Annotated in this window: 14 protein-coding genes; 6 read left to right on the top strand and 8 right to left on the bottom strand. The window is 68.4% G+C overall.

Features of this window, described 5'->3' with window-relative positions; all coding sequences use genetic code 11:
- Nucleotides 1-7: 7 nt before the first annotated feature.
- On the bottom strand, nucleotides 8-1,318 hold the full coding sequence (dacB, locus tag KRX55_RS10725) for a D-alanyl-D-alanine carboxypeptidase/D-alanyl-D-alanine endopeptidase (RefSeq protein WP_218407732.1): 1,311 nt from the start codon (nucleotides 1,316-1,318) through the stop codon (nucleotides 8-10).
- Between the two features lie 244 nt (nucleotides 1,319-1,562).
- On the opposite strand from dacB, the gene KRX55_RS10720 reads away from it, so the two are divergent.
- Nucleotides 1,563-2,039, top strand: coding sequence for an inorganic diphosphatase (locus KRX55_RS10720; protein WP_218407731.1), 477 nt, complete (start codon nucleotides 1,563-1,565; stop codon nucleotides 2,037-2,039).
- 27 nt (nucleotides 2,040-2,066) lie between these two features.
- Nucleotides 2,067-3,044, top strand: coding sequence for a potassium channel family protein (locus KRX55_RS10715; protein ID WP_218407730.1), 978 nt, complete (start codon nucleotides 2,067-2,069; stop codon nucleotides 3,042-3,044).
- Nucleotides 3,045-3,150: 106 nt separating this feature from the next.
- On the opposite strand, the gene KRX55_RS10710 is transcribed toward KRX55_RS10715, so the two are convergent.
- Nucleotides 3,151-3,954 (bottom strand): ABC transporter permease, encoded by an 804-nt coding sequence (locus tag KRX55_RS10710; RefSeq protein WP_218407729.1) that lies wholly within the window; start codon nucleotides 3,952-3,954, stop codon nucleotides 3,151-3,153.
- 198 nt (nucleotides 3,955-4,152) lie between these two features.
- Between KRX55_RS10710 and KRX55_RS10705 the strand changes: the two genes are divergently transcribed.
- From KRX55_RS10705 to KRX55_RS10695, 3 genes are all read left to right on the top strand, one after another.
- On the top strand, nucleotides 4,153-4,452 hold the full coding sequence (locus KRX55_RS10705; RefSeq protein ID WP_218407728.1) for a rhodanese-like domain-containing protein: 300 nt from the start codon (nucleotides 4,153-4,155) through the stop codon (nucleotides 4,450-4,452).
- 84 nt (nucleotides 4,453-4,536) lie between these two features.
- Complete coding sequence (locus KRX55_RS10700; protein ID WP_218407727.1) at nucleotides 4,537-4,983, top strand: MarR family winged helix-turn-helix transcriptional regulator; 447 nt, start codon at nucleotides 4,537-4,539, stop codon at nucleotides 4,981-4,983.
- 37 nt (nucleotides 4,984-5,020) lie between these two features.
- Entirely contained in the window at nucleotides 5,021-8,905 is a 3,885-nt protein-coding gene (locus KRX55_RS10695; protein WP_218407726.1) for a Pls/PosA family non-ribosomal peptide synthetase, read from the top strand.
- Between the two features lie 31 nt (nucleotides 8,906-8,936).
- On the opposite strand, the gene ppk2 is transcribed toward KRX55_RS10695, so the two are convergent.
- From ppk2 to KRX55_RS10665, 6 genes are all read right to left on the bottom strand, one after another.
- Nucleotides 8,937-9,836: a polyphosphate kinase 2 gene (ppk2, locus tag KRX55_RS10690; RefSeq protein ID WP_218407725.1), complete on the bottom strand. Its 900-nt coding sequence runs from the start codon at nucleotides 9,834-9,836 to the stop codon at nucleotides 8,937-8,939.
- 228 nt (nucleotides 9,837-10,064) lie between these two features.
- The gene (locus tag KRX55_RS10685) at nucleotides 10,065-10,217 is read right to left on the bottom strand and encodes a hypothetical protein (protein ID WP_218407724.1); all 153 of its coding nucleotides are present in this window, start codon (nucleotides 10,215-10,217) and stop codon (nucleotides 10,065-10,067) included.
- Nucleotides 10,218-10,256: 39 nt separating this feature from the next.
- Nucleotides 10,257-10,454, bottom strand: coding sequence for a hypothetical protein (locus KRX55_RS10680; protein ID WP_218407723.1), 198 nt, complete (start codon nucleotides 10,452-10,454; stop codon nucleotides 10,257-10,259).
- A gap of 1,776 nt (nucleotides 10,455-12,230) precedes the next feature.
- The gene (panC, locus tag KRX55_RS10675; RefSeq protein ID WP_218407722.1) at nucleotides 12,231-13,265 is read right to left on the bottom strand and encodes a pantoate--beta-alanine ligase; all 1,035 of its coding nucleotides are present in this window, start codon (nucleotides 13,263-13,265) and stop codon (nucleotides 12,231-12,233) included.
- Nucleotides 13,266-13,328: 63 nt separating this feature from the next.
- Nucleotides 13,329-13,712, bottom strand: a complete 384-nt coding sequence (locus KRX55_RS10670; RefSeq protein WP_218407721.1) for a GntR family transcriptional regulator — start codon at nucleotides 13,710-13,712, stop codon at nucleotides 13,329-13,331.
- A gap of 6 nt (nucleotides 13,713-13,718) precedes the next feature.
- Nucleotides 13,719-14,588, bottom strand: coding sequence for a hypothetical protein (locus KRX55_RS10665; protein WP_218407720.1), 870 nt, complete (start codon nucleotides 14,586-14,588; stop codon nucleotides 13,719-13,721).
- Between the two features lie 152 nt (nucleotides 14,589-14,740).
- Between KRX55_RS10665 and KRX55_RS10660 the strand changes: the two genes are divergently transcribed.
- Nucleotides 14,741-15,217 carry a hypothetical protein gene (locus KRX55_RS10660; protein ID WP_218407719.1) on the top strand — a complete coding sequence of 159 codons (477 nt, stop codon included), beginning with the start codon at nucleotides 14,741-14,743 and terminating at the stop codon, nucleotides 15,215-15,217.
- The last annotated feature ends 198 nt before the right edge of the window (nucleotides 15,218-15,415 follow it).

Below are 15,415 nucleotides of genomic sequence, written 5' to 3'. Positions count from 1 at the left end.
CCGCCGGTCACCCGGCCCGCAACGTGGAGGCCAGTACGTCCAGGGCGTCCCTGGCTGGCAGGATCTCCGAGCCGTTGGAGATGAACGCGAAGGTGTAGACCCGACGATCCACCGACGTCACCGTGCCCGCGAGCGCGGAGGTGTCGGTGAGTGTCCCGGTCTTGGCCCGCACCCAGCCACGTCCCACGGACCCGTCGAAGCGGTTGGCCAGCGTCCCCGTCGCCGCCGCGACGGGGAGGGTGTCCAGCAGCGCCCGGAGCTCCGTGCCCCGGGCGGCTGCGGTGAGCACGGCGTCGAGAAGCCCGGTCGTCGCCTCGTCCTCCCCGGACAGCCCCGACGTGTCGTCGAGTCGGGCACCGGTCACGTCGAACCCCTGCTCCCGGAGAATGTCGAGCACCGCCCGCCCGGCGCCCGCGGAGTCGGCGGGTAGCCCGCGGCTCAGTGCCAGCTCCCGGCCGAGGGCCTCTGCCGCGACGTTGTCGCTGGTCCGCATCATCAGTTCCAGCCGGTCGGCCAGGGGTGCCGAGGTGACCGATGCCAGCACGCGGGCATCGTGGGGTGCCGTGGTGTAGCCGAAACGCCGGGCCCCCAGCCGCTCCCCCAGCGCCCGGGATACGTCGACCGCCGGTTCGGCGCTGCGCGGCCCGTGGAGGTCGGCGGGATCGATGAGTCCCCGGTTCATCATCACCGGTTCCATGGGGGCGATGTAGCCGGCTGCGATGTCGTCACGGAACCAGCCGGGGGCGAAGTCGTCAGCGGACCACCGGGACGTGTCCACGAAGACGTCCACCGGTCCGTCGCCCGGGAACTGCGCCCGGACTGACCCGGCGAGTTCGTCGAGTTTCTCCGTCCCCAGGTCGACGTCCCCCGCGCCGACGAGTACGGCGGTACCGGGTTCCGCGCCCTCGACGACGGAGGTCGTGACGGTGTGTTCCGGCCCGAACGTCAGCAGCGCCGCGGCCGCGGTGAGTAGTTTCACGGTGGATGCCGGACGCACCGGCTGGTCCGGCTCCCGGCTCCAGATCACCTCACCGGTCGTCGCGTCGGTGACGGATCCGACGAGGTGCCCGAGGCGGGGATCGGCGGCGAACGCGTCGAGGCGGGCGACCACTTCCGCCGTCGCCGGGTCGGCACCGGTGGAATCGCCGTCGGTCGGTACCGGGGTGAATGCCTCGGTGGGGCGGGCGACCGTGAGCGGTGCCGAGTGGGTGAGAGCCCGGTCGGCCTCGGCCTTGAGTGCCGCGACGGTGGTCACTCCGCCTGCGGTCGCCACCACCAGGACGGCGGAGATCACCCACCACCCGTCCCTGCGCGCCATGACTTCCCTTTCCGAGCCTCGCCCGGCGTCGCGTATCCTGCCCGCCGGTCGTTTCCGTTGCGGGCATGATCCTAGTGCACCGCGCAGGCCCGGTGCACCGTCAAGGCTAGGATGGAATGGTCACGGGTCCGGTTTCAGCCGTCCCCGTTTTCCAGTCCACAGCAGTCGATCCTGCGTCACGTCCCGCGGTGCCTCTCCGCACCGCGGTGGGGGGTGCAGGGAAAGGAACACGGCAACAAACACCATGAGCATCGAAGTCACGATCGAGATCCCCAAGGGCTCCCGCAACAAGTACGAGGTCGACCACGAGACGGGCAAGGTCTACCTGGACCGCTACCTGTTCACCCCGATGGCGTACCCCGCCGACTACGGCTTCATCGACCACACCCTCGGCGAGGACGGCGACCCGATGGACGCGCTGGTGATCCTGCCCGAGCCGCTCCTCCCCGGCGTCATCGTCAAGGCCCGCACCGTCGGCGTGTTCAAGATGACGGACGAGGCCGGCGGCGACGACAAGTTGCTCTGTGTCCTGGACGATCCGCGCTTCAACCACCTGCAGGACATCGACGACGTGTCCTCCTTCGTCCGCGACGAGATCGAGCACTTCTTCGTCCACTACAAGGACCTGGAGCCCGGTAAAGAGGTCCAGGGCGCGGGCTGGGGTGACAAGGCCGAGGCGGAGAAGATCCTGCAGGCCTCCATCGATCGCTACAAGGGCTAGATTCCCGGGCATGGCAGACTGTTCGTCATGCCCGCCACCCCAGACGAGAGCACCCGGACCACAGCGGACCCGGATCAGGAACCGTCCTTCCCGGCCCGCCTGAAGTACGCCTACCTCGCGGTCTTCCACCCGGAGATTCCTGAGGACGCACCCGCGCAGCAGCGGTGGGAGGCGAAGGTGGAGGGACCGATGATCATCGTCTCCATCGTGTTCCTGGTGCTGTTCATCTGGGCCTCCATCGGACGGGCAGACGCCCGCTGGACCCGCATCGCCGAATACGGGATGTGGTTGACCTGGTGGGCGTTCATCGTCGACTACGCGGCCCGGCTCTATCTCGCGGAACACCGGGTCCGCTGGTTCTGGCGCCACCTCCACGAGTTCCTCCTGGTCGTGCTGCCCTGGTTCCGGCCGCTGCGCCTGCTGCGGATCCTGCCGGTGATCTTCCTGGTGCAGCGGTTCTCGGCGACGAACAAACGAGTCACGGTCGCCGCGTACACCGGTGTCGCCTCGATCCTGCTTCTCCTGATCTCCGCGCTGTCCATCTACGACGTGGAGCACGGTAACCCCGACTCACAGATCAACACGTTCTTCGACGCCGTCTGGTGGTCGATCGTGACGGTGACGACGGTGGGTTACGGTGACATCACCCCGACGACCACGAGCGGCCGGTACATCGGCATCGCGGTGATGCTGGGCGGTATCGCCGTCGCCGGCATAGTCACGGCGACGTTCGCATCGTGGCTGGTCCAGCAGGTCGATGACGAGGATACAGCGGCCATGCAGGATCAGCAGACCGCCGCCCGCATGGAGATCAGGGGGCTGCGCCGCGAGATCGACCAGCTCCGGAGCCAGATCAGCCGGATGACCGAACAGCAGGAGCGGCTGATCCGGCATCTGTCCGTCACCGCGGACCAGCCACCGGCCGCGCCCCCGGGACCGCAGGGGAAGGAACGGCGCCCCCGAGGTAGGCGGGGCTGGCCCCACCGGCACAAGGACTCCGACTAGTTGACCTTCCCTGAGCCCCGTGCATGAAGCTTCCGTTGATTCCGGGTTCCCGAGAGAAACCGGTGGCGGTGTCCGTGCGGCGGCCCCGGACTCCCCGTCGCAGCGGTCAGAGCAGGCGCCACACCACGAGGTACTCGGTGATCGTCAGCGCCGCGGTGGCGACCGCGAGAATCGCGATGATCACGAAAAGCTGCATGATCCCGGCTTCCAGGGGCGTCGCACCGCCCAGAACCATGCCGACGAAGGCCCCCGGAATCGTGACCATGCCCACGGTCTTGGTCGTGTCGATGGTGGGCACGAGCGCGGCACTCGCCGCGCGCTCGGCGACGAGCATCCGCGCCTGGCCGGCGGTGAATCCGAGCGAGAGCGCGGCCTCGACCTCGCCCCGCCCGGCGCGGAGCTCCTCGTGCACGCGGCGGCCGGTCAGGGCGGAGACCGCCATTCCGTGCCCGATGAGGATACCGGCGACGGGAATCACCGCGAGCCCGCGCATGTCCAGGATCCCGGACAGCAGCAGGGCACCGACCAGAAGGAAGGGTCCGAGCCCCACGGGAACGGTGAGTATCAGGATCTCCCTGATCCGACGACCCGGGGACAGCCGGGGGCGATCCCTGCGCGGAACGTGCTGGCCGACGCGGGCGGCCCGGATGCGTCCGTGGGCTGTCTCCGCGGCCGTGAGCGTGATCGCGATGAGAAACAGCGCGACCGCCCATGCACGGCTCACCGCGAAGTCGAGGACGAATCCCAGAATCAGCAGCTGGGCCGTCGCCCGGACAGCGGCCCAGGGAATGACCGGCGCGTGTTCGGTCCGGCCGATCCTGGCCAGGACAGCGGCGATGACGACGAGGAGGATGAGGGCGACCACGAGTGGCCAGCCGAAGTTGAACATCGTCGAACGGGTTCCCTGCATGGACCCAGTCTATTGACCTCACGCGACATCGGCCCGTTGCCCGCCGGAATCGGGCTGCGGTGCCGCGGCGATCCAGCCCCGTTCGGGCCCGTGTTTCCGCCGAATGCACGGGGCCCGCAGGTAAACTGCTGCTGTCCGGGGTGAGCCCGCGGGTGAAACCCGGACAGCAGCCGACACCCCCACACGAAGGATCGACACATGAGAACCGTTCTCCCCTCCGCCGTCCCGTCCGACGCCCAGCTCATCGACGTCCGGGAGGCCGACGAGTTCGCGGACGGTCACGCGACCGGTGCGGTCAATGTGCCGATGAGCGAGATCGTCGGTCGACTCGACGAGATCGACCGGGATCGTGACCTCTACGTCATCTGTCTCTCGGGCGGCCGCTCGGCCCGTGTCTGTGAGTACCTGGAGCATCACGGCATCGACGCGATCAATGTGGAGGGCGGTACGTCGGCGTGGCGCGCCGCGGAACTGCCCGTGGAGATTCCCGGCACCTGACCCCGATCGAATCACGGCGACACACAATGGTGGATACCCACCAACGTTTTACGTTCGCCATGTTGGAAAGCTAGGATCAACGTTATGGCAGCGACCCCTCTTGTTCCGACAGCACTCCTCGAATCCCCGTCATTTCAGCTCGAGCGGCTCCGCAGACGCACCCGCGACGAGGTCGAGAGGGCCCTCGCCGACGAGAAGACCGGCCTCCGTGAATACTGGGTGCTCACCTGTCTGGTCGAGGAATCGGCGGCCAGCCAGACCGCACTGTGCGAACTCCTCGCCGTCGACGCCTCAGACATGGTCCGGCTGATCGACGGCCTCGAGCGGCACGCCTGGGTCAAACGTGAGCGCGACCAGAAGGACCGTCGCCGACAGATCGTCGCCGCGACGAAGAAGGGGCGGGCGGCCCAGAAGAAGCTCGCCGACATCGTCACCGACGCCGAGGACCGCGCCCTCGACGAGTCGACCTCGAAGCAGCTCAAACACCTGCGCAAGCTCGCAAAGGCGATCATCGCCCTCGACGCCGACTAGAAATCACCCCCAACCGGAAAGCGCCCAGCCCCGCACCGTGTCACTGAAATCCGTACCCCAGCAGTTCCTGCGCGCGGGCGAGGCCCCACCCCGCCGCACGCTCGTCGACATCCTCTCCCGCACCGCGGCCGCGCACCCCAACGCCGCGGCGATCGATGACGGAGAGGTGCTCACCTACACCGAACTCGTGGACGTCGTCCGCCGCAAGGCCGCCGACCTCCACGCCGCAGGCATCCGCCGGGGCGACCGCATCGGCGTCCGCCTGCCGAGCGGCGGCAGCGGGCTCTACACCACGATCCTCGCGATCCTCACGGTCGGCGCCGCCTACGTCCCGGTCGACGCCGACGACCCGGACGAGCGTGCCGAGATGGTCTTCGGCGAGGCCCGCGTCAACGCGACCGTCACCGACGCCGGACTGACGGTGCACCACCGGACCGCCGGTGGGGACACCCGCCCGCCACGACCGGACGACGACGCCTGGATCATCTTCACCTCCGGGTCCACCGGTCGCCCCAAGGGCGTCGCCGTCACGCACCGTTCGGCCGCCGCCTTCGTCGACGCCGAGGCACGGATGTTCCTCGCCGACGCCCCCGGCGGTCCGCTCGGACCCGACGACCGGGTGCTCGCCGGGCTCTCGGTCGCCTTCGACGCCTCCTGCGAGGAGATGTGGCTCGCCTGGGGGCACGGCGCCTGCCTCGTCCCCGCACCGCGCATGCTGGTGCGCTCGGGCATGGACCTAGGACCGTGGCTGATCAGCCGCGACATCACCGCCGTGTCCACCGTCCCGACCCTCGCCGGTCTGTGGCCCCCGGAAGCCCTCGACAACGTCCGCCTGCTCATCTTCGGCGGTGAGGCCTGCCCCGCCGAACTCGTCCAGCGACTGGACACCGGCGACCGGGAGATCTGGAACACCTACGGGCCGACCGAGGCCACCGTCGTGGCCTGCGCGGCGCGACTCCACGCCGGCCGCGACGTGTCCATCGGGCTCCCCCTCGACGGCTGGGATCTCGTCGTCGTCGACGCCGACGGCGCCCCGGTCGCCCCGGGACAGGTAGGTGAACTAGTCATCGGCGGCGTAGGCCTCGCCCGGTACCTCGACCCGGAGAAGGACCGGGAGAAGTACGCCCCGCTGCGCAGCGTGGGCTGGTCCCGGGCCTACCGCTCAGGCGACCACGTACGCCTGGAGGAGGACGGGCTCTACTTCGTCGGCCGGGTCGACGACCAGGTCAAGATCGGCGGACGCAGGATCGAGCTCGGTGAGGTCGAGGCCGCCGTCGCGGCTCTGCCGGGCGTTAGGTCCTCCGCCGTCGTGGTCCAGACCACGGGCGCCGATTCCAAGGTCCTCGTGGCCTACCTCTCGCGCGAGGACGACGCGGTGGAATTCGACACGGAGGCCGCGACGGCCCGCCTCGCGGAGGGCATGCCCGCGGCCCTCGTCCCCCGACTCTGCGTGCTCGATGAACTGCCCGTCCGGACATCGGGCAAGGTGGACAAGGCCGCGCTCCCGTGGCCGCTGCCCGGCGCGGTGACGGACACCTCCGCGATGACCCCGACCGAGGCCTGGCTCGCGGAGCTCTGGGTGGACGTGCTCGGTGCGGCGGTGGCCGATCCGGACGCGGACTTCTTCGCGCTCGGCGGCACGTCGCTCGCCGCGGCGACGCTGGTCGGCCGGATCCGGGAACGGTTCCCGACCATCTCCGTACGGGAGCTCTACGACCATCCGCGGCTGGGTGCTCTCGCGCACCGCCTCGACGAACGTCCGGACAACGACTCCGGGGCGGCCGAGAAACAGCCCGCCCGTCCCGTGCCGGCCGGCACCCGTGTCCTTCAGCACCTGATCCAGGTTCCGGTGATGACGCTCCAGGCCGCGCAGTGGGTGGCCTGGTTGCTCGTGGGCAACAATCTCGCGTCCGCTGCCGGGGCGTGGTGGGCGAAGCCCGCCCCCTGGTGGCTGGTCCTGCTCCTCCTCATCGTCTTCGTCACCCCGATCGGCAGGCTTCCGATGGGTGCGTTCGCCGCGCGTCTGCTCACCCGCGGCATAGCGCCGGGTGACTACGCCCGCGGCGGATCCGAGCACCTGCGGCTGTGGACGGCGGACCGGATCCAGGACGCGTGCGGTGCCCGGGACATCGCCGGGGCGACGTGGATAACCAGCTACGCCCGCCTGCTCGGAGCGACCGTCGGGCGGGACGTGCACCTCCACACCCTCCCCCCGGTCACCGGCCTGCTCACCCTCGGTGACCACTGCTGCATCGAACCGGAGACGGATCTGTCGGGCATGTGGGTCGACGGTGACACGGTCCACGTCGGCCGGATCACCGTGGAGGCGGACGCCCGCGTCGGCGCACGTTCCACCCTGCTGCCCGGGGCCGTAATCGGGGCCGGTGCACACGTCGAAGCCGGATCCTGCGTGACCGGGGACAAGAAGGTCAAGGCCGGGGCCCGTTGGGCAGGTTCGCCGGCGGCGAAGGTCGGCCGCGCGAAGCAGCGTTTCCCGGAGGAGCACCCGGACCGGCGCCCGTGGTGGGTTCCGGTCTACGGGGTGACGTCCCTGGCGCTGAGCCTCATGCCGGTGCTCTCCGTCGGGGTGGGCGCCGCTGTCGTCGCCTGGCTGGCGACCGTCCTCGGGGGCAGCCCCACGGAGACCGTCGCCGCGGGTGTCATCCTCGCGCCGCTCGGTGCGCTCGTCGCCTTCGGACTGAATGTGGTCCTCACACTCGTCGGCGTGCGCCTGATGTCGGTCCGACTGGCCACCGGGGTTCATCCGGTACGTTCCCGGATCGGCTGGCAGCTGTGGGCCACGGAACGTCTCATGGACGCGGCCCGCACCCACCTCTTCCCGCTCTACGCCTCGCGGTTGACCCCGGCGTGGCTGCGCGCGCTCGGCGCGAGCGTCGGCAGGGACACCGAGATCTCCACGGCCGTCCTGGTGCCAGCGTTCACTGAGATCAGGGATGGTGCGTTCCTCGCCGATGACACGATGGTCGGCGGCTACGAGCTGGGCGGCGGGTGGATGCTCGCCGGAAGGACCCGAATCGGCAAGCGCAGCTTCCTCGGCAACTCCGGGATCGCCGGGGCGGGCCGCAAACTCGCGAAGAACTCACTCGTCGCCGTGCTCTCCCAGACGCCGAAGAAGGCACGCGCCGGATCGAACTGGCTGGGTTCCCCTCCGGAGCGGCTGCGCCGTGTCACGGTCGACGCCGGCGGCGAGGCCCGGACCTACCAGCCCACTGCGCGACTGAAGCGCGCCCGCGGCCTCGTGGAGACCATGCGGCTGCTCGCCCCCATGACTTCCGGTGTTCTCGCCGCGGGCACACTGCTGGCCCTGCAGTGGCTGTACACCCGGCCGGACGCCCCGTTCGCCGGTGCGGTACTGGCCTGGCTGTGCGGTGGGCTCATCCTCATGTCCACCGGCATGGGGGCAGCGGCGATCACCGTGGCGGTGAAGTGGCTGTGTGTCGGCAGGATCCGACCCAGCGAGCATCCCCTGTGGTCCCGTTTCGTGTGGCTCAACGAGCTCCAGGACGCGTTCGTCGAGGCCGTCGCCGCCCCGTGGTTCCTGAACCCGAATCAGGGTGCCCAGCCGCTGGTGTGGTTCCTCCGCGCGATCGGCGCCCGGATCGGACGGGGTACCTGGATCGAGTCCTACTGGCTGCCCGAGGCGGATCTCGTGGAGATCGGGGACGCGGCGACGATCGGACCGGGCTGCGTGGTGCAGACGCACCTCTTCCAGGACCGGGTGATGAGTCTCGACACCGTGCGGATCGGGGCCGGGGCGGTCCTGGGACCGCACTCCGTGATCCTCCCCGCGGCATCCCTCGGCGAGGGCACCACCATCGGGCCCGCTTCCCTGGTACTACGCGGAGACCGGGTACCCGGCCACACGGTGTGGCACGGAAACCCGGTCGAGCCCCGGGGCTGAGTGTCCCCGGGTGGGGCACTGGGCCGGACGTTCAGTCGCCGATCTGGTCCCGCCCGCGGAGAACGATCTTCGGATCCGGCTCACCGACGAGCTCATGGTCCTTGCCGGTGTACTCGAACTTCGACAGCACGTAGCGCATCGCGTTGATGCGGGCCCGTTTCTTGTCGTTCGACTTGATGGTGATCCACGGCGACTCGTCGGTGTCCGTGTACCGGAACTGCTCCTCCTTGGCGCGGGTGTAGTCCGGCCACTTGTCCAGTGACGCGAGGTCCATCGGGGAGAGCTTCCACTGCCGGACCGGGTCAACCTGGCGGATGGCGAAGCGGGTGCGCTGCTCCTTCTGGGTGACCGAGAACCAGAACTTGGTCAGTGAGATCCCGGATCCCATGATCATGTTCTCCAGCATCGGCACCTCGCGGAGGAACTCGGCGTGCTGGGACTCCGTGCAGAAACCCATGACGCGCTCGACACCGGAACGGTTGTACCAGGAGCGGTCGAAGAACACGATCTCCCCCGCTGAGGGAAAGTGCTCGATGTAGCGCTGGAAGTACCACGAGGTCGACTCGCGCGGGGATGGCTTCTCCAGTGCGACGGTGCGCGCACCGCGCGGATTGAGGTGCTCGTTGAAACGCTTGATGGTTCCGCCCTTACCCGCGGCGTCACGTCCCTCGAAGAGGATGATGTGGCGTTGCCCGGTGTCCTTCGTCCAGTTCTGCCATTTGAGCAGCTCGATCTGGAGGGCACGCTTGATGTGCTCGTACTCGTGCCGGGACATCCGCTCGTCGTACGGGTAGTTCTCCCTCCATGTCTCCACGGGCGCGCCGTCGGGCCTGATGAGGACTGGATCGTCATCGTCTGAATCATCGACGATGTAGCCTTCGGTGGCGGCCAGGTCGACGACGGGGAGTTCCTGCTCGGGAAGTTCAGCCATGATCTCAGTTTAACGCCGCGAGGGGGAGTACGCGGACGATTCTTGGACTCACCACGCCGACGGGGGGACAGCGGGTGGATATCTCATCTGAAACCGTCCGACGCGGCGGACTGCGGGTACCTAAACGCGAGAACCCGGTACCGTGCATTGCACGGTACCGGGTTCTCGTTGCCCTCAAAGATCATGGATCAGCGAGGGAGGTTCACTCCGTCAGGAGTGAAGCGGCGATCAGAAAGCGCCGAGGATGCTCTTCAGGCCACCGGCCACGTTAGCGAAGGGCTCGAGGACGTGGAGCAGCTGAACGACCGGGTTCCACTCGTTGACGAAGAAGAGGCCGGAAGCGAGGGAGAAGAGGTCGGAAGCGAGGGAGAAGTTTGCCATTTTAGGGCTCCTAGAGAGTTATGAGTTGGGAAGTGCTGATTATTCGGCGATGACCGCGAGGCCTTCGGCAACCGGGTTGCCGGCGCTCATGGCGGCGGTGCCGAGGCTCATCTCAACAGCGGTGAAGCCGCGGAGGGCCTTCCAGACCTGGAAGATGCTTTCGGGCATGTTGCCGAAGACCTTGACGATGCCGCCGATGATGTCGCTGAAAGCGCCGAGCTGATGAGCGATGTCCATGTTGTTCTCCTTGAGAGGAACCAGCCTGGAGCTGGTAGTAGATTCCAGTTGCTGACGCCCTCAGGACGTCATGGACTCATTTAAGCACACGCAGCGTGGGAGTCAACATCTTTCTGATCGACAATCCTCCCGACCCCGGGACGGCGCCGGAACCGGGTACCCACATCCGGGGCATACATCCGGGCTCACGACCTGCACTTTTTCATCTATAATCGCCAGCTGGCGCGTACCAGATGAGAAAAACACGGATAAACGCGTTTTCGGAGTAACGAAGACGTACACAGGCCAGATAGAGCCCGGAATCGCCTGAGATAATCTCAACCTCTCTTAAATTGCCCCTATCCGGGGGGTTTTAACGCGAGCAGCGCCCCGCCACATCGACCACAACAGCCTCAACCGCTATATGTGGGACCGTATGTACCGCTCCACCGCCACCTAACGGGGTTCTCCGGGGAGGGCCCGGCGGACCACCACCCGAGGGACCCGGAGCACCGGATTCCGCTGTCCCGGGACGACCGACAGGAAACGGCGAGCATCCCGGAGTACATGAATCGTCGGTTCGGCCTGTGGCCGACGGCTGTTCCCGAGGCATCGTGATCGGCGCCGCGGCCGGACTCCGACGGGGAATCACCGATCGGAAGCTGTATCCCTCTTCGTCCGGGAAAGGACCGGTGCAGGCGTGCACGCAACCGGATAGAGACAGGACTGACCGTCTTCTCCCCGCCGACCCGCTCCCCCGGAACATCCCGGGCTTGCGGTCCCTTCCGGAAACACCGAACGTCCCGTCCGGTTCCCGGTTGCCCGGTGCCGGATCCGCCGTCGCCGCACCACGCCCGGCCTGCAGCCTCTCCGGAACGAAAGACCGTGGACAGCCCGGCTCAGCGGGCACATCTCTGTCCTCCGGGAGAACACGCGCCAGCCGGCGGGTCCGGGAACCACGCGGATCTCCACCACGGTCTCCCACAGCCCGACCCCTCACACGCTCGCCCGGACCGGATCCCATCCGGGGCCGGTACACGGGCGGCGAACCACACGACACCCCAGAAGTGGCCGCCCGGCCGAGTACATGAACACGTCTACTTCTATATAGGAACCTCTATGTAGGGGCACCTCTATATAGGACGGAATACCTCTATATATGTCTCGCGCCACCTGGGAGCCTCCCGTGCAGCGGTGGCGGCAGATCGGGTGGAAGCGAAGGCAGACGACACCAGCCACCGGCACAGGGGATTCAGTCGCGGGAGTGGCGGTGGTTCCTCGCCCGTTCCCGACTTCCGGCCACGACCACCTCCGCGCACCGATCCGACGACCTGGTGCGCCGGTGGGGAGTTTCCTCCATCCCGCGGCCCGGGGAGCCCCCTGGTCCACCCCGGGATCGGCGCACCCCGACCGGCCCCGCGCCGTGTGGACAATGTGGACCGGCGGTGAAGTGGCGGCATCCCTGCCTGCAGACGAATCCGGGCCGAGTCCGCTCAACCGGGACCCGACTGCGTCAGGAGGGCAACCGGGTACACCAACCACCCGGGGCACCTCAGACCCGGACACGCACCGGCCGCAGGGGCCTGTTTCGGACCGCCAACCGCCCGGCCGCCGGAGGAAACCCCGGCGGAATGGTCCGCCAATTCACCGCCGGTGAACGTGCGGGGCCCGGCTCCCCGCTCCCCACGCGGGGTCGGCGGCGGAGATATCAGTGTGGGCGCAGGGAATCTCCCCCTCAGCGACCGGTGACCACGCCGCGGCGTTTCCGGGCGACCGGTGGACGGGTGGTGCTGATCCTCATTCGCGGGAATCTCCGGATCCGCCCCGGCGGGAAGACCGTATCTCCTGTACCTTTTCCCTGAGTCTCCGGAGCTCCGCCATCTCCTCATCGCTGAGCTCGGCGTCGAGCCCCGCGGCGTGGAGGGCGGCCTGGGCGATCTCCTTCTCCCTGCGGGTCTGCAGATCACCGAGGATGACACCGACATTGTCCAGCAGCCGGACGCCTCCGACCCGGGCAGCGACGAGCAGGCGGGCCTCACCTTCCCCGACGTCCCCGGGCAGCCGGGTCAACCTGCCGTCGCGAAGCTCCAGGTAGTCGACCTCGACACCGGGTACGGAGTCCAACACGGAGCGGGCGCCCGTGAGCACCGCGTCCACACCCTGATCGCCGCAGTGCGCACCCAGCGTGAGCGCGGCGGAGAGAGCGACGGCCGCCTGCCGCGAGGCGTCATCGAGCCGGACGTTCCGGGAGCTCATGGCCAACCCGTCGTTCTCCCGGATGACGGGGACGGAATGCAGCTGGACGGGCAGGTTGAGGTCCGTCACGAGTTGCTGCATGAGAACGAGCTGCTGGTAGTCCTTTTCCCCGAACACCGCGTCGGAGCAGTTGGTCACGTTGAACAGCTTCAGGCAGACGGTCAGCGCACCATCGAAGTGGCCGGGACGCGCGGCACCCTCCAGCTCCTCGGCCAGAGGCCCGGCGGAGACGGTGGTCCGGAACCCGTTCGGGTACATCTCGCGCACGGACGGGGCGAACACCAGCTCAACGCCGAGTTTCCGCAGCTTCTCCACGTCAGCGTCCAGGGTCCGCGGATAGGAGTCCAGGTCGGCCCCGTCCCCGAACTGCAACGGATTGACGAAGATGGACACCACGACCACGGCCCTCGGGAGGGATTGCGCGGCCCGGACGAGTTCCAGGTGTCCTTCATGGAGTGCGCCCATGGTGGGAACGAGAACGACCGGCCGTGCGGTCGCGCGCAGAGCGCGGGTGACGCGGCCGATCTCCGCGACCGAGGTGTGCACGGTGGTTTCGCCCGGGGTGTATCCGGCCATGGGATTCTCCTTGGAACTGACGTGTGCGGTGAACTGGCAATCGTCAATCCTAACGGTCCCGGCTCACCCCGCCGGCCACGCCTCCGCTATCCGCCGCTGCACCTCATCCAGCGGGATGCCCGCCGCAACGGCGTCGGCGATCAGGGTTGCGACATTGGCGGCCAGCGGATCGACGGACCCGGCGGCGCCATCCTTCGGCGCGCCCGCCGCTATCCGGGTGCCAGCGCCGCGACGGGTGGTCACAGTGCCCGCGGCCTCGAGGTCCCGGTAGGCGCGTGCGACCGTGCCCGGGGCGACCCCGAGGTCCCGCGCCAGTTGGCGCAACGGTGGTAGCCGGTCCCCCTCGGTCAGCTCCCCGACCGCGATGAGCCGGAGAACCTCCCGGTGCACCTGTGCGTAGACCGGCGTCGGGTCATCCAGCCGAACGGTTATCCCCTGCTGGTTCATCCGGGATCACCGCGCTTCCGGAGCTCGCCCGGCCAGCGCCGCACCGACCTGCCCCACGGCGTACACGGCGGAACAGACGAGCAACCCACCGGCTGCCGCAATCGCCCACAGGAAGCCCGGCATGCCCGCACAGTCGGGGTACGCGGAGAGCATCCGGAAGGCGATCGGGGCGCCCGTGACCGCCGCGGTGAAAGTGAGGGTGCAGGTGCCGGTGTGTCCGGCGATCCTGCGGAATGATGCATCGGCCTCCAGATCAGGCAGGACGGGGCGTTTCGTCGCGAGAATGAGCGCTCCGAGCCCGATGAGTGTGCAGGTCGCGAGGATGATGAGCAGCGGTGTCGAGTACCAGCTTCCGGGCCACGGGGTCGATGAGATGACATGGAGTCCGTCGTCCATGTCACAGAACACCGTGACTGCCCGTCCCTGCCTTCCGAGGTCATCGGGGGATCCGGCGAGGATTCCGGTGACGAGGACCGCTACGGTGACAACGACCGTGGTGAGCGCCACCATCAGGTCCGTGGTCCCGGCGGTGGAACGGAGTGTTCTGGTGGCCAGCGGCGCTTGACGACGCGCGCCCTGTCGCGGTCGGATGGTGGCCACCGCCAGCGCCGAGGTGGTGAGGACTACGACGGCGAACACCATCGGGGCCAACACCAGCCCCAGACCGAGCCCGGTGACGAGAAGGATCCCCAGCAGTGCGGTGATCGATCCGACCACCACCCCACCCATGATCCAACGGCGGTAGCGCACCAGGACCGGGGATTCGATGGCGACGGCGTCTCCGTCGGGGACTCCTCGCCTCCGCACGAAGCGGATCGACACAGCGCCGGCGATGCCTCCGAGAATTGCGACTATCAGGGGAAGGACGGGTGTCATGGTGGACTCCTTCGAGTTTTGTACCAATCATATGGCACAAATGACACTATGTGGGACCGGTGTTTGTGTCAATGAATTGATACAAACACCGATCCACCCCCCCCGGTAGCGTGGGGCACAGGCCCGACACCGAACGAAGGAGTTACTCCGACATGATCCTCCGACGGACACCGCTTGTACTCGCAGTCTGCTCCGCAACCCTCCTCGCGACGGCAGCCTCCTGCTCCCCGCCGAACGAGCGGGAGTCAACCGCCCCCTCGGCACAACTCGCACCCAGACCGACGGACGCACCGATCCTCGGCGAGGTATCCACATCCGGCGATTGCGACCCGGAGGTCATCGACATCGACCACCGGAAACCGTCGGCCGACATCACCTACAACGGGAAGCCCGGGGACCGGATCGACATCCGGATCGTCCATGAGCCGGAACCCGGCGAGAAGCAGAACACCGACTACGAGATCAGACTCGACGAGGGAGCCACGGGATGGCAGATACCCAGCGGCATCCCCAACGCCACCATCCACGAGATCGTCGTGACCGCCGCGGGCGGGACCGGAATGACCGGTGAGTGCCGCATCCCGGTCAACGGCATCGACGGTGACGACATCCCCGCCCCGAACACCTGATCCCACGGAACGACAGAGGCCCGGGCCCCCCCCCCCCGGGGGGGGGGGGGGGGGTGGGGGGCGGGGGGGGGGTTGGGGAGGCACCGCGGGGGGTGAGGGGGGGGGGGGGAGCGGGGGCGCGACAAAGACGAGGCGGCCGGGCGGCCCCGGGCCGCCCGCGGCCGCGGGTCGGCGAGGAAGGCCACGGGGGGGGGGTAC

It is taken from the genome of Corynebacterium sp. TAE3-ERU16 (assembly GCF_019209935.1).
GTDB lineage: Bacteria > Actinomycetota > Actinomycetes > Mycobacteriales > Mycobacteriaceae > Corynebacterium > Corynebacterium antarcticum.
The sequence above is the reverse complement of the archived record's forward strand: the minus strand, read 5'-3'. Positions and strand labels throughout refer to the sequence as shown.